The sequence below is a fragment of the Micromonospora sp. NPDC048887 genome (assembly GCF_040649715.1).
Taxonomy (GTDB): Bacteria; Actinomycetota; Actinomycetes; order Mycobacteriales; family Micromonosporaceae; genus Micromonospora.
Window position 1 is genome coordinate 462,400 of the sequence record NZ_JBEZGA010000001.1, and the last position, 13,937, is coordinate 476,336.

12 protein-coding genes are annotated in these 13,937 nt (G+C 74.8%); 3 read left to right on the forward strand and 9 right to left on the reverse strand.

Features of this window, described 5'->3' with window-relative positions; translation table 11 throughout:
• Positions 1-93: 93 nt before the first annotated feature.
• Complete coding sequence (locus AB0C17_RS02160; protein ID WP_357388237.1) at positions 94-2,670, reverse strand: EAL domain-containing protein; 2,577 nt, start codon at positions 2,668-2,670, stop codon at positions 94-96.
• Positions 2,671-2,821: 151 nt separating this feature from the next.
• On the reverse strand, positions 2,822-4,975 hold the full coding sequence (gene ligA / locus AB0C17_RS02165) for an NAD-dependent DNA ligase LigA (RefSeq protein WP_357467089.1): 2,154 nt from the start codon (positions 4,973-4,975) through the stop codon (positions 2,822-2,824).
• A 183-nt stretch (positions 4,976-5,158) separates the two neighbouring features.
• Between ligA and AB0C17_RS02170 the strand changes: the two genes are divergently transcribed.
• Positions 5,159-5,785 carry a type II toxin-antitoxin system PemK/MazF family toxin gene (locus tag AB0C17_RS02170; RefSeq protein WP_357467086.1) on the forward strand — a complete coding sequence of 209 codons (627 nt, stop codon included), beginning with the start codon at positions 5,159-5,161 and terminating at the stop codon, positions 5,783-5,785.
• Between the two features lie 123 nt (positions 5,786-5,908).
• On the opposite strand, the gene AB0C17_RS02175 is transcribed toward AB0C17_RS02170, so the two are convergent.
• From AB0C17_RS02175 to AB0C17_RS02205, 7 genes are all read right to left on the reverse strand, one after another.
• Complete coding sequence (locus tag AB0C17_RS02175) at positions 5,909-6,946, reverse strand: ADP-ribosylglycohydrolase family protein (protein ID WP_357388243.1); 1,038 nt, start codon at positions 6,944-6,946, stop codon at positions 5,909-5,911.
• 26 nt (positions 6,947-6,972) lie between these two features.
• Positions 6,973-7,341, reverse strand: coding sequence for a VOC family protein (locus AB0C17_RS02180; RefSeq protein ID WP_210898758.1), 369 nt, complete (start codon positions 7,339-7,341; stop codon positions 6,973-6,975).
• Between the two features lie 37 nt (positions 7,342-7,378).
• A complete protein-coding gene (locus AB0C17_RS02185) occupies positions 7,379-8,383 on the reverse strand; it encodes a methionine synthase (RefSeq protein WP_357467081.1) in 1,005 nt (334 codons plus the stop codon).
• Positions 8,384-8,413: 30 nt separating this feature from the next.
• Positions 8,414-9,490: a tRNA 2-thiouridine(34) synthase MnmA gene (gene mnmA, locus AB0C17_RS02190; RefSeq protein WP_357467078.1), complete on the reverse strand. Its 1,077-nt coding sequence runs from the start codon at positions 9,488-9,490 to the stop codon at positions 8,414-8,416.
• Between the two features lie 37 nt (positions 9,491-9,527).
• On the reverse strand, positions 9,528-10,703 hold the full coding sequence (locus tag AB0C17_RS02195; RefSeq protein WP_357467073.1) for a cysteine desulfurase family protein: 1,176 nt from the start codon (positions 10,701-10,703) through the stop codon (positions 9,528-9,530).
• A gap of 98 nt (positions 10,704-10,801) precedes the next feature.
• Positions 10,802-11,473, reverse strand: coding sequence for a class F sortase (locus AB0C17_RS02200; RefSeq protein WP_357388251.1), 672 nt, complete (start codon positions 11,471-11,473; stop codon positions 10,802-10,804).
• The gene (locus tag AB0C17_RS02205; RefSeq protein WP_357388253.1) at positions 11,470-12,303 is read right to left on the reverse strand and encodes a DUF4397 domain-containing protein; all 834 of its coding nucleotides are present in this window, start codon (positions 12,301-12,303) and stop codon (positions 11,470-11,472) included. The genes AB0C17_RS02200 and AB0C17_RS02205 overlap by 4 nt, the downstream gene beginning before the upstream one ends.
• Positions 12,304-12,543: 240 nt before the next feature.
• Between AB0C17_RS02205 and AB0C17_RS02210 the strand changes: the two genes are divergently transcribed.
• Both AB0C17_RS02210 and AB0C17_RS02215 read left to right on the forward strand, forming a co-directional pair.
• On the forward strand, positions 12,544-13,149 hold the full coding sequence (locus AB0C17_RS02210; protein WP_357388255.1) for a sigma-70 family RNA polymerase sigma factor: 606 nt from the start codon (positions 12,544-12,546) through the stop codon (positions 13,147-13,149).
• Complete coding sequence (locus AB0C17_RS02215; RefSeq protein ID WP_357388257.1) at positions 13,103-13,873, forward strand: anti-sigma factor; 771 nt, start codon at positions 13,103-13,105, stop codon at positions 13,871-13,873. Before AB0C17_RS02210 ends, AB0C17_RS02215 begins: the two co-directional genes overlap by 47 nt.
• Positions 13,874-13,937: the final 64 nt, after the last annotated feature.

Consider the following 13,937-nt stretch of genomic DNA (forward strand, 5'->3'; position numbering starts at 1 on the left):
GTGGCTGTCCTGAGACGTCTGGCGGTGGGCCGGCCGCGCGTACGGGCGTGCTCGATGACGCGCGGTGACCGGAGCGAGTCTATTGTCCCGCCGTCACGACGACGCCTTCGACTCCCCCTCCGGCGCCGGAGCTCCACGGCTGCCCGCCTCGGCCGGGCGCACCGGACGGTAGCGGGACAGCCAGGCCACCAGGTCCTCGGCCGGCATCGGCCGGGCGTGGAACCAGCCCTGCGCCACGTCGCAGCCGGCGGCGTGCAGCAGCCGCCAGGTGCGCTCGTCCTCCACGCCCTCGGCCACCACGCGCAGCCCGAGCGCCCCGGCCAGCTCGATCATCGAGCGGACGATCGCCGCGTCGTCCGGGTCCTCGGCCATTCCGAGGACGAACGACCGGTCCACCTTCACCTCGGACAGCGGGAGCCGGCGCAGGTGTTGCAGCGACGAGTAGCCGGTGCCGAAGTCGTCGAGCGCGATGCCGACGCCGATCCGGTGCAACTGGGTGATGCTGGCGAGCACCCGCCGTGGGTCGGCCATCAGCGCGCCCTCGGTGATCTCCACCTGGAGCCGCTGCGGCGGCACGCCGTACCGGGTCAGCCGGTCGGCGATCTGGTCGGCGATCTCGCCGGTGTGCAGGTCGCGGACGCTGACGTTGAGCGCGGCACGCAACGTGAGCCCGGCCGCCGACCACTTGGCGAGCTGCTCCACCACGTCGTCCACCACGCGGCGGGTCAGCAGCCGCATCACCGCGCTCTGCTCGGCGACCTGGATCAGCTCGCCCGGGTCGACCATGCCCCGGCGCGGGTGCCGCCAGCGCAGCAGCGCCTCGACGCCCACCACCTCGCCGGTGGCGATGGCGATCTGTGGCTGGTAGTACATGGTGATCTCGCCCGGGTGCCCGGCCTGCTCCTCCGGCCCGCCGGCGGCGCTCCCGTCCGCGGTCGGCCCGATGACGCCCGGCGCACCGGTGCTGACGGCCACCTGCGCGTCGTGCGCGGCGTCGGTCCCGTCGGCACGGTCCGGCGTGGCTTCCCCGCCACCGACCACGAACGGCGTGACCACCGGCCCGGCGGCGGCGCCACCGGGAGCGGCCCGGCGGCGGATCGGGTCGGCGCCGGTGAGGATGCGCTCGATCAGGTCGTCCTCGTGCCGCTCCTGCGCGCGGTCCCGGCGGCGCCGCAGCCACCGGTTCGACCCGTCGCCGGACCGTCCCCCGCCCGCCCGTCCGCCGCCCCGGCCTCCGTCGCGCGCCGGGCGCTGGTTGCGCGACGGCCGCTCGGCCCGGGCCGGTCGCGCGCCCGGCAGCGCCGGCTCCAGCGCCGCTCCGTCACCCCCGCGTACGCCCACCGTCTCCCCGGCCGACGCGGACGGGCCGGACTCCAGCACCCGCCGCAGGTCGGCCAGCAGGCTCAGCCGCTCGGCCGAGTTGTGGTCGGACTCCGGCGCGTAGACCGCCACCGTGTCGTTGCGGTGCTTCGCGTCGTACATGGCCACGTCGGCGTGGCGCATCAGGGTCGCGAAGTCCTCGCCGTGGTCGGGGTAGAGCGCGATGCCGATGGCACCGCCGACGTCCAGCGGCAGCCCGTCCAGCGGCACCGGCTCGGCGAGCGCGGCGACCACCCGGTCGGCCCGCTCGCGCGCCTGGTCGATGTCGGTGAGCCGGGGCACCACGATGGCGAACTCGTCGCCGCCGAGCCGCGCCACCATGTCGCCGCCGCCGACCGCGCCCATCAGCCGGGCGCTCACCTCGACCAGGAGGCGGTCTCCCACCGCGTGCCCGAGCGCGTCGTTCACGTGCTTGAACCGGTCGAGGTCGAGCAGCAGCAGCGCCAGGTGCGCGTCCGGCGCGCCCCGGGCGGCCCGCTCGCCGTGCAGGTGCACCTGCTCGGCCACCTCGGTCAGCAGCGCCTTGCGGTTGGGCAGCCCGGTGAGCGGGTCCACGTCGGCGAGATGTTCCCGTTCGTCGGAGAGCCGGGCCATCCGGTAGACCGCGAACAGCGGCACCAGCACCAGCGGGATCAACGCCGCGCTGGCCCGGGCGGCGGCCACCAGGACCGGGGCCAGCAGCAGCAGCGAACCGGTGGCCAGCAGCTCGTAGGCAAGGCCGCTGCGGAAGCTCGGCCACCACCGGTCCCCGAAGCGCAACCGGACCGCGGAGCTGACCAGCCCGTAGTTGACCACGAACCAGGCCACCGTCGCGCCACCCACCGCCGCCACGTCGGTCCAGCGCAGCCCGCCGTCGTCGAACAGCTCGCCCGGGCCGAGCCGGGTGACTGCGTACGCGGCGGCGAGCGCGCACGCGTACTGGGCGGCGTTGAAGCCGGTGCGCCAGGGGGCGTACCCGAGCCGCCAGCCGCTGACCGCGACCGCCACGGCCTGCACCGCGACGGCCGGACCGAGGCCCCAGCCGAGCAGGATCGCGAAGGTGAAGCAGGTCGACGGGAACACCGCCGAGGTCTGCCGCCGGCCGGGCGGGACGAACGGGCGCGCGTCGCAGGCGACGGCGAGCGCCGCCATGGTCCAGAAGGCCGCCGGCAGCTCGGTCAGGCGGTCGGCGAGCCTGACGAGCGGCACGGCCGACACCAGTAGGGCGACCGCGCCGATCGCGCCGACGAAGCCGAAGAACGGCCCGCTCCGCCCGGGCGGGACGGAGTTACGCGGATCGCCGGTCTCCATCGCACCTCCCGGGGGAACGTCCTGGCGCGCGCCGTCACGCGTCGTACGCCAATGAAACGCCCTCCGAGGCGGTTTCCCCGACACGACAGTCACGAATCGGTCGTAGTCGTAATTAACTTGGTATCCGCCGGCGTTCGCCGTGACCAGCCCGTCAGCCCTCCACCCGGGCCACCTCGCGGGCGGCGTCGGGGCCGGAGTCGAGCAGAACGCGGAAGCCGTCCTCGTCGAGGATCGGCAGTTTCAGGGTGGCGGCCTTGTCTGCCTTGGAGCCGGGATTGTCGCCGACCACCACGAAACCGGTCTTCTTGGAGACCGAGCCGGTCACCTTGCCGCCCCGGGCCTGGATCGCCTCGGCCGCCTGGTCGCGACTGAACCCACTCAACGTGCCGGTGACCACCACTGTGACGCCGTCGAGCGGTCGCGGACCCTCGTCGGCGGCCTCCTCGGCCATCCGTACGCCCGCCTCGGCCCACTTGCGCACCACCTCGCGGTGCCAGTCGACGGCGAACCACTCCTTCAGGCTGGCCGCGATCGTCGGGCCGACGCCGTCCACCGAGGACAGTTCCTCCTCGCCCGCGGTCTCGATCGCCGCGATGGAGCGGAAGTGCCGGGCGAGCGCCTGCGCGGCGGTCGGGCCGACGTGCCGGATGGAGAGCGCCACCAGCACCCGCCACAGGTCGCGTTCCTTGGCCTCGGCGAGGTTGTCGAGCAGTTTGGTGGCGTTGCTGCCGAGGCTGCCGTCCTTGTTGACGAAGAACGGCGACCGGCTCAACTGCTCGGCGTCGAGCTGGAACAGGTCGCCCTCGTTGGTAATGATCTCGGCGTCCAGCAGCGCCGCCGCGCCCTTCTCGCCGAGCACCTCGATGTCGAGCACCTTGCGGCTGGCCAGGTAGAAGACCCGCTCGCGAATCTGGCCGGGGCAGGCCCGCCCGTTGGGGCAGCGGATGTCGACGTCGCTCTCCTTGGCCGGCGCGAGCGGTGTGCCGCAGGCCGGGCAGGTGGTCGGCATGACGAACGGGCGGGCGTCGGCCGGACGCAGCTCGACCACCGGGCCGAGCACCTCGGGGATCACGTCGCCGGCCTTGCGCAGCACCACCGTGTCGCCGATGAGCACGCCCTTGCGCTCGACCTCACGGGCGTTGTGCAGGGTCGCCAGCGCGACAGTGGAACCGGCCACCCGGACCGGTTCGAGGACGGCGAACGGGGTGACCCGGCCGGTGCGCCCGACGTTGACGTCGATGTCGAGCAGCTTGGTGTTGACCTCCTCGGGCGGGTATTTGAAGGCGATCGCCCAGCGGGGCGCCCGGCTGGTCGAGCCGAGACGGCCCTGGATGGAGACCGGGTCGACCTTGACCACCACGCCGTCGATCTCGTGCTCGACGTCGTGCCGGTGCTTGCCGTAGTAGGCGATGTATTCCGCCACTCCGGCCAGGTCGTCCACCACCTTCCACCTGTCACTGGTGGGCAGTCCCCACGCCTTGAGCGCCGCGTACGACTCGGACTGCGCGGCCGGGCGGTAGCCGGTGCGGGCGCCGATGCCGTGCACCACCAGGCGCAGCGGGCGGGAGGCGGTCACCCGTGGGTCCTTCTGCCGCAGGCTGCCGGCGGCGGCGTTGCGCGGGTTGGCGAACGGCGCCTTGCCCTGCTCGACCAGGCTCGCGTTCAGGTCGGCGAACGCGGCCACCGGGAAGTAGATCTCGCCGCGCACCTCCAGGAACTCCGGCACGTCGGGGAAGCCGTCGGCCGGGGTCAGCCGGGCCGGCACGCCCTTGATGCTGCGCACGTTGGCGGTGACGTCCTCGCCGGTGCGGCCGTCGCCCCGGGTGGCGGCGCGGACCAGCCGGCCCTTCTCGTAGGTCAGGTTGATGGCGAGCCCGTCGACCTTCAGCTCACACAGGTAGGGCACCGGGCCGCCCGCGTCGCGCTCGACCCGGTCGGCCCAGGCGGCCAGCTCCTCGTCGGCGAAGGCGTTGTCGAGCGAGAGCATCCGCTCGGCGTGCGCGACCGGGGTGAAGTCGGTGGAGAAGGTGCCGCCGACCCGCTGGGTGGGCGAGTCGGGGGTGCGCAGCGCCGGGTATTCCGCCTCCAGCGCCTCCAGCTCCCGCAGCTGCCTGTCGAACTCCGCATCGGTGATGGTCGGCGCGTCCAGCACGTAGTAGCGGTATTGGTGCTCGGTCAGCTCCTGGCTGAGCGTGGCGTGCCGCTCCCGCGCGGCCGGGGTCGGCTCGGCCCCCGCCGCCGCCTCCTGGGCCGCGTCGGCCGCTGTGGGAACCACTTCTTCGGACACGCCGCCGCCTTCGGACACCGCTGTCGACCTCCCGTGTCGGTGCTACCCGAGAACCGTAGCGGTCGGGACTGACAGTCGTCCGGCCACCCGCGCCGAGCAGGGCGGACCGGCACGCGTCGCGCCACCCGGGCGGGGCGGCCCCCGGCGTGCGACGATCGCGTCGGCGGCACTGGGCGGCAACGGTCGGGAGGCGGGCGGCGGATGCGCGACGGGGTGATCTGGGCGCTGGTGATCGTGGCCTGTGTCGCGGCGGGCTGGTTGTGGAACGAGTGGCGCCGCCGGGCGGCCGAACGCGCCGCCGGGACACGTGGCCGGTCCGACGGGCGGCGGCCGGGCACCGGTCGTGGCAGCCGGACCGGCGGACCGGGCGGCGGTCGGACCGGCACCGACCGGCCCGGTGGTGGACGGCCCGGCGGCGCGCGTCGCGGCGACCGGGCCGGCGCCGGGTCACGTGGTGACCGCACCGCGGCGCCGCCGCGGCCACGTGCGGCCGGGCGGGCGGACCGGGACGAGCCCCGGCCCGGGGAGATCTGGTGGGCCGACGTGCCCTACGCCGACGGGACCGGCTCGAAGGTGCGCCCCTGCCTGGTGCTGCGGGTCGACGGCGGGGACGCCGAGGTATTGAAGATCACCAGCCAGGACAAGTCGGATCGGGACGACCACCTGCCGATCCCGACCCGGGACTGGGATCCGGACGCCGACCACGACAGCTTCCTCGACGTCAGCGAGCCGATCCCGGTGCCGCTCGACGCGTTCGCCGACCGGGCCGGCACCTGCGACCCGGACCTGTGGCGGGGTGTGCGCCGGCTGAGCCACCTCACCGGCTGAGCGAGCCGCCCCCGGCCCGGCCGCACCCGCGACGAACCCGGGCAAACCGCCGTGTCGGTCGACGACTGCCGGAACCCGGACCGGTTGCGCGCCACGCGGGCGATCCCCCCGATCGCCGCCGTGTCACCCCGCGCCGGGCGTATCCCCCTCGAACGCGGCGGCGAGCGCGGTGAGCTGGCCCGCGTACTCGATCCGGCCGGCCCATCCGGCAGGCCAGGCGGCCGTGCCGTACGCGGCCCCGACGAACGCGCCGGCCAGCGCGGCGATGGAGTCCGAGTCACCGGCGGTGGTGGCGCCCCGGGCCAGCGCGCCGACCGGGTCGTCGCTGTGGCGCAGCGCGCAGAGCAGCGCGGTGGCCAGCGCCTCCTCGGCGATCCAGCCCTCGCCGGTGAACCGGCACGGGTCGCCGCCGTCGTCCGGGCGGGCCAGCGCCGCCTCCAGCCGGCCCAGCACGTGCAGGCAGTCGTCCCAGCCCTGGGCGACGAACCCGGCCGCGCTGCTCTCGCCGGACCGCTGCCACAGGTCACCGAGCCAGTCGTCCCGGTAGACGGTGCGCTGCTCCCGGGCCCGCTCGGTGAGCAGGCCCGGCAGCTCCGGCAGCGCCGCGCCGTCGCGCAGCAGCCGGACCGCGTACGCGGTCAGCTCGCTGGCCGCCAGCCCGGTCGGGTGGCCGTGGGTGAGACCGGCCTGGAGCTGGGCCAGCCCGGCCATGGTGTCCAGGTCGACGTCGAGCAGCCCGACCGGGGTGACACGCATGTTCGCACCGCAGCCCTTCGAGCCCGCCACGGTGGCCTCCTGCCAGCGGGTGCCCCGGGCCAGTTCGGCGCAGGCCCGCAGGCAGGTCATGCCGGGGGCACGGTTGTTCTCCGGGCTGACCGACCAGTCGACGAAGCGCTGCCGCAGCAGCGGCTCCACCGCCCCGGCCGTGTACGCGGGCGCGTCGTGCAGCGCCCACGCCACGGCCAGCGCCATCTGGGTGTCGTCGGTGACCAGGGCCGGATCGCCGGTCAGCTCGCGCGGACCGGCCGGACCGTAGCGCCGGACGATCTCGGTGACGGTGAGGAACTCGGTGGGCTTGCCCAGGGCGTCGCCGTAGGCCAGGCCGAACAGCGAACCGGCGGCGCGGCCGGTGGCGGTGGAGGCGGTCACGCCGGTGATCATGCCTCCGCCGCGCAAGTCGCGGAAGATCAGTCCCAGCAGAGGCAGAACGGGTGGCCGGCCGGGTCGGCGTAGACCCGGAAGCCCTCCCCCTCGCCGGGCAGCCGCCGCGCGCCCAGCGCCAGCGCCGCCTTCTCGGCCGCCTCGATGTCGTCGACAGTCACGTCCAGGTGGAGCTGCTGCGGCCGGGCCGGGTCGGGCCAGTCGGGGGCGCGCAGGCCGGGCGCCTTCTGGAAGGCCACCCGCGGCTGGTGCCCGGGCGGGCCGCCGAGCACCACCCACTCGTCGCCGTCGGAGTTCTCCTCCACCACGGGCAGGCCGAGCAGCTCGGCGTAGAAGGCGGCGAGCGCACGCGGATCGGGGCAGTCGATCACTGTGGAACGCAGTCGTCCAATCATGCCGGTCATCGTGCCCGGCGGGTACGACGGAAAAACGTCAGTCCTCGGCGAGACGCCGGCCCGCGTCGCGGCAGGCGGTCAGCACCGCGCGGGCGTACCCCGGGGTGGCACCGGCCAGGCCGCACGCGGGGGTGACCACCACCTGCTCGGCCAGCCGGCGGCGGGGGAAGCCGAGCTGGTCCCAGACCCGGCGGACCCGGTCGGCGACCTCGGCCGACGTCGGCGCCCGGCCGGACGGCGGCGGCAGCGTCGGCGCGGCGCCGGCCAGCAGCCCGAGCCCGGCGTCGATCGCCTCGCCGAGCGGGTCGATCTGGGTGACCAGCGACAGGTCGAGGGCGACGCCCACCGCCCCGGCGGAGCGGATCAGCTCCAACGGCACGTCCGGCGCGCAGCAGTGCACGAGCGCGGGTACGCCGGCCGCCTCGATCACGTCACGCAGCAGCGCCCGAGCCACCTCCGTCTCGACCGGGCGGTGGGTGCCGAAGCCGCTCTCGGTGGGCACCCGGCCGGCCAGCACCGACGGCAGGGACGGCTCGTCGAGCTGGAGCAGCACCGAGGCGCGGGGCAGCCGCCGGGTCACCGCCTCGACGTGCCCGCGCAGCCCTTCACCGAGTGAGCCCGCGAGGTCGCGTACCGCGCCCGGGTCGCGCAGCATCCGGCCGCCGATCGGCAGCTCCAGCGCGGCGGCCAGGGTGAACGGGCCGGCGGCCTGGACCTTCACCGGGCCGGCGTACTCCTCGGCCTGCTCGGCGAGCTGGTCGAGATCGCGTTCCATCAGGTCACGGGCGCGGCGCAGATCCCGGCCCGGGCGCGGGGCGATCCGCCAGCGGGCCGCGTACAACTCGACAGGCAGTTCGACCAGCAGGCCGGCGGTGCGGCCGACGAGGTCCGCGCCCGGCCCCCGGGCGGGCAGCTCGGGCAGGTGCGGGAGGGCGGGCAGCTCGCCGAGCACGATGCGCTGCGCCTCGGCGATGTCGGTGCCGGGCAGCGACCCGATCCCCGTCGCCGCACCGGTGGGCCAGGGCCACGCCTGCTCAGTCACCGCCGCAGCCTATCCGCTGCCCGTCGCCGGTCAGGCAGCGGTGATGGTGGCGGAGCCGAGCACCACGTCGCCGGCCGGGTCCGGCCGGTAGGCCACGATCGCCTGACCGGCGGCGACACCCCGGACCGGGCGGCGCAGCGACGCGCGCAGGCCGTCGGCGTCCACCTCGACGGCGGCCGGCACCACGTCGCCGTGGGCCCGCAGCTGCACCTCGCACTCGACCGGCCCCTCCGGGCGCGGCCCGCCGGTCCACACCGGGCGGACGGCGCGCACGTCGGAGACCTCCAGCGCCTCGGCCGGGCCGACCGTCACCGTGTTCGTGGTCGGGGTGATCGACAGGACGTAGCGCGGCCGGCCGTCCGGCGCCGGGCGGTCCAGGTGCAGCCCGCGCCGCTGCCCGACGGTGTACTGGTAGGCGCCGCTGTGGCTGCCCACCACCGCGCCGGTGAGCGCGTCCACCACCTGCCCCGGGGCCTCGCCGAGGCGCTCGGCGAGGAAGCCTCGGGTGTCGCCGTCGGCGATGAAGCAGATGTCGTGCGAGTCGGGCTTGCCGGCCACGGCGAGGCCGCGCCGGGCGGCCTCCGCGCGCACGTCGGCCTTCGTCGAGTCGCCGAGCGGGAAGATCGACCGGTCGAGCTGCGCGCGGGTCAGCACCGCCAGCACGTACGACTGGTCCTTGGCGAGGTCGACGCTGCGCCGCAGCAGGCCGTCCGGGCCGAGCCGGGCGTGGTGGCCGGTCACCACCGCGTCGAAGCCCAGGGCGACCGCCCGGTCCAGCACCGCCGCGAACTTGATCTTCTCGTTGCAGCGCAGGCAGGGATTCGGGGTACGCCCGGCGGCGTACTCGGCCACGAAGTCGTCCACCACGTCCTCGTGGAACCGGTCGGCCATGTCCCAGACGTAGAACGGGATGCCGAGCACGTCGGCGGCCCGCCGGGCGTCCCGGGAGTCCTCAAGCGTGCAACAGCCCCGGGCGCCGGTGCGGTACGTCTGCGGGTTGCGGGCCAGCGCCAGGTGCACGCCCGTCACGTCGTGCCCGGCCTCCACCGCCCGTGCCGCCGCGACGGCGGAGTCCACCCCGCCCGACATCGCCGCCAGAACCCTCACCGGCCCACTCCCCTCGTCCTCACCGAGCGTATCCGGGTCAGCGGGGCGTACGCAGAGCGGCCGCGCGGCGGGCCCGTTCCACCGCGGCGGGCAGCGCGGCGATCAGCGCGTCCACGTCCGCGCCGGTGCTGGTGTGCCCGAGCGTGAAGCGCAGCGAGGACCGGGCCCGGTCGTCGTCGGCGCCCATCGCCAGCAGCACGTGCGAGGGCTGGGCCACGCCGGCCGAGCAGGCCGAGCCGGTCGAGCAGGCGATGCCCTGGGCGTCCAGCAGCAGCAGCAGCGCGTCGCCCTCGCAGCCGGGGAAGGAGAAGTGCGCGTTGCCGGGGAGCCGGTCGGCCGGGTCACCGTTGAAGATCACCTCGGGGACCGCCTGCCGCACCCGCTCGACCAGCTCGTCGCGGAGCGCGGCGACGCGTGCGGCGTACTCCTGCTGGCCTTTCACCGCGGCCTCGACGGCGACAGCGAACGCGACGATGCCGGCCGTGTCGAGCGTGCCGGAGCGCACGTCGCGCTCCTGGCCGCCGCCGTGCAGCAGCGGGGTGGCCGCCACGTCGCGGGCCAGCAGCAGCGCGCCCACGCCGGTCGGCCCGCCGAGCTTGTGCCCGGTCACGGTGAGCGCCGACACACCGCTGGCGGCGAAGTCGACAGGCACCTGCCCGACCGCCTGGATGGCGTCGGTGTGGAACGGCACACCGTGCTCGGCGGCGACGGCGGCCAGCGCGGCCACCGGCTGGACGGTGCCCACCTCGTTGTTCGCCCACATGGCGGTGACCACAGCGACGCGCTCGCCGTGCTCGGCCAGCTCGGCGCGCAGCCGTTCCGGATCGAGCCGCCCAGCGGCGTCGACCGGAAGCCGGCCGGCCCGCGCGCCCTCGTGCTCGACCAGCCAGTCCACCGCGTCCAGTACGGCGTGGTGCTCGACCGCGCTGGAGACCACCCGGACCCGCTCGGCCCGGTCGGCGCGACGGGCCCAGAAGATGCCCTTCACGGCGAGGTTGTCGCTCTCCGTACCGCCGCCGGTGAAGATCACCTCGGAGGGGCGGGCGCCCAGCACGGCCGCCACCCGCTCACGGGACTCCTCCACCCGGCGCCGGGCCCGGCGTCCCGCCGCGTGCAGCGACGACGCGTTGCCGACCTCGCGGGCGACGGCGACGTACGCCTCGAGTGCCTCGTCCAGCATCGGGGTCGTCGCCGCGTGATCAAGGTATGCCATCACGGTTCAGCCTAACGGCCTGCGCACCCGGAGCCGGGGGCCGGACCGCCCCGTCCCACCCGGGGCGGTCCGGCCCGCTCACGCGGGAACGGCCACGATCACGCGGGAACGGCCGTGACCACGATGTTGTCCCGGTAGCTGCGGGTCTTCGCGTCGAACGGCCCGCCGCAGGTGATGAGCGTGAGGCGGGGCTTGCCGTCGCGGGCGAAGTACCGCTCCAGCGGGATCTTCGACTTCCGGTACTCCTCGCGGGCGACCACCCGGTAGGCGCGCTCGCGGCCGTCCGAGCCGGTGGCGGTGAGCTTGTCCCCCTGGTCCAGCTCACGCAGCCGGAAGAACGCCCCCTTGCCCTGCTCGGCGCTGTCCACGTGCCCGGCGATCACCACCGACCCGGCGCCGGCCTCCAGGCCCGGGCCGTAGCGGTACCAGCCGACCCGGTCCACGCTGGGCGGCACCTCGAACTCGTCGGTGCGCTCGTTGACGCCCACCGGGTTGACAGTGGCGGTGACCCGGATCGGCGGGATGCTCAGCTTCACCGGCGGCACGATCTCGTTGTCGGCGGGCAGCGTGCCCGGGTTCACCGGGACCGATCCGCCGCCGCTCGCCGCAGCGGCCGGTGTGGGTGTGGGCGTGGCGCCGGACAACGCTGTCACCTCGTCGCCACCGACGTCCTCGGCGCTGCCGGACCCGCACGCCACCACACCCGCCAGGGTGAGCGCGGCGGCGCCGGCGGCCATCGCCGCCAGCGCCCCGCGGTTGCGCACCGTCACCGGCGACCGGCCCGGGCGGTTGCCGCCACCCGCGCCGAGCCGCCGACCAGGAGCAGGACGCCGGCCCCGGCCAGCACGTACCACCAGGTGTCCACGCCGGTGCCGGCCTGACCGCCGGTGCCGCTGGGCACGCCGCCCGGCGCCGAGTGCAGGCCGTTGATGGTCTGGGCGACCACGCTCAGGTTCTTTGCCTCGGCCGAGCCGATCGCGTAGACGATGGTGGCGGTGCCCTCCTTCAGGTTCAGGTCGGCCGGGCCGATGGCGACGGTGTCGGTGCCGGCGAGCACCACGTCCGCCTTGACCGAGCCGGCGGCCACGTCCGCCTTGGCCTCCTTCGGGTTGGTCAGGTCCTCGAAGACCGGCGTGCCGCCGGCCCGCACGTCGACGGCCGGGGCGGCGGCGGTGTGCCGGACGATCAGCCGGGCCTTGCCGGCGCCCACCTTGGACACGTCGTTGACGAACGGGGTGATCCGCGGCTTGCCGTCGGCGCTCAGGTGCGCGGCGAGGCTGATGTTCGCCCCGCCCGGCACCTCGGCGTCGTCCACCTTCAGGATCGCCTTGTCGATCGCCTCACCCGGCTTGGTCAGGGCGATGTCGTACTCCCCCTCGGGCAGGGTGAGCGGGCCCGCGACGTCGCCGGGCTTGAAGTTGTCAAGCGTCTTCTCGCCGTTGACGTACACGTCGACAGGGGTGTCCGGGATGCCGTGGACCACGGAGACCTTCGACGAGGCGGCGTAGGCCGGGCTCATGGTGGCCGCGCCGACGCCGGCGAAGGTGAGGGCGGCCACCGCGCCGCCCGCGGCGACCCGACGGAACATCGCGTACTGCATTGTCTGCCTCCTGGTGGTTGATGCTGATTCGTCAGGCCTGGCTTGCAGAACGGGTTACGCCGGCTCCGTCGCACCCGGATGCGCCCGGATCGGATTTCTTTTTCCCGTCTCCGGGCGCATCCGCCGGACCCTCCGGCGACGAAGGAGAGGTGACGAGGGTCGTGACCGACACACCGGGAGAGTGGGGCGGGGGCTGTGGGAGTTACAGTCGGGCATGCCCCACGGAAGGCGAGCCGCCCGGTGACGGCGGCGAGGCAGGGCCCCGAACCGCCGGGCGAGGACGACCTCGCCGTCCGGTTCCGCGACGGCGACGAGGCCGCCCTGCGAGAGGCGTACGACAGGTTCGGCCGAGCGGTGCTGCACCTGGCCACCACGACGCTCGTGAACCGCAGCGACGCCGAGGACGTGACCCAGGCGACGTTCGTCGCCGCCTGGCTGGGCCGGGAGACGTTCGACCCGGCGAAGGGCTCACTGGTCGGCTGGCTGCTCGGGATCGGGCGGCGCAAGGTGGTCGACCGGATCCGGGCCGCGGCCCGGGAGACCCGGGTGGTCGAGACGGTGAAGCAACTGCCCGAGCCGGTCTCCACCGGCCCCGACCCGGACACCGTGGTCGACCGGCTGGTGGTCGCCGACGAGCTGGCCCGGCTCCCCGACGACCAGCGCCGGATGCTGGAGCTGGCGTTCTACGACGACCTGACACACCAGCAGATCGCGGCCGTGACCGGAGTGCCGCTCGGCACGGTGAAGAGTCACATCAGACGCGGCATGCAGAGCCTGAAACGCAGATGGGAGGTGGACGGTGCAGCACCTGGACCACGACCGGCTGGTCTTTCTGGCGCTCGGTGAGAGCGAGGCGGCTGACGGTGAGGCCACCCATCTGGACACCTGCGACCACTGCCGGGGCGAGATGGAGACGCTCCAGCACGTCGCCGGGCTCGGCGCGGGCACCCAGGGCCTGGCCGACCTGCCCGACCCGCCGGAGCACATCTGGCAGGGCATCGTCGCCGAGATCCGGGCCGCCGAGGAACTGCCGGCGCTGACCGACAGGCGCCTGCCGCGCCCGGCCGACCCGGTGGAGCGGGCCGCCGTACCCGCCGTCGCAGGTCGTTCGCGCCGCAGCCGGCGCTGGCCCGCCTGGGCGACCACAGCGGTCACCGCCACCGCCGCCGCGGTGATCGGCGTCGCCGGCACCGCAGCGGTGCTCGGCGGCGGCGGCGAGCAGGCCGATCCCCAGCCGCAGGTGGTGGCGAGCGCGCCGCTCGCGGCGTTCGGGTCGACGCCGAAGGACGCCTCCGGCGACGCCCGGGTGCTCGGCGACAACCGGTTGCATCTGCACGTCGCGAATCTCCCGAGCGTTCCGGGGTACTACGAGGTCTGGCTGATCGATCCGAAGACGATGGAGATGCTCTCCGTGGGTACGCTGAGCAACGGTTCGGGGGACGCTCTCCTGCCGATCCCCGGCAACATCGACCTGCGCACCTACACCGTCGTCGACATCAGCGCGGAGCAGTACGACAACAACGCCCGTCACTCCGGCGACAGCCTGCTGAGGGGCACCCTGACGGGCTGATCGGCGGGCCGGCTCAGCTCCCCGGCCCGCCGATCAGCTCCCCACGAGGAAAGGCCGCCGCCCG

Coding starts and splice junctions, on each gene's coding strand:
- AB0C17_RS02195 (WP_357467073.1), bottom strand. CDS start 10,703: ATGGCATACCTTGATCACGCGGCGACGACCCCGATGCTGGACGAGGCA.
- AB0C17_RS02160 (WP_357388237.1), bottom strand. CDS start 2,670: ATGGAGACCGGCGATCCGCGTAACTCCGTCCCGCCCGGGCGGAGCGGG.
- AB0C17_RS02170 (WP_357467086.1), top strand. CDS start 5,159: ATGCGCGACGGGGTGATCTGGGCGCTGGTGATCGTGGCCTGTGTCGCG.
- AB0C17_RS02205 (WP_357388253.1), bottom strand. CDS start 12,303: ATGCAGTACGCGATGTTCCGTCGGGTCGCCGCGGGCGGCGCGGTGGCC.
- AB0C17_RS02180 (WP_210898758.1), bottom strand. CDS start 7,341: ATGATTGGACGACTGCGTTCCACAGTGATCGACTGCCCCGATCCGCGT.
- AB0C17_RS02175 (WP_357388243.1), bottom strand. CDS start 6,946: ATGATCACCGGCGTGACCGCCTCCACCGCCACCGGCCGCGCCGCCGGT.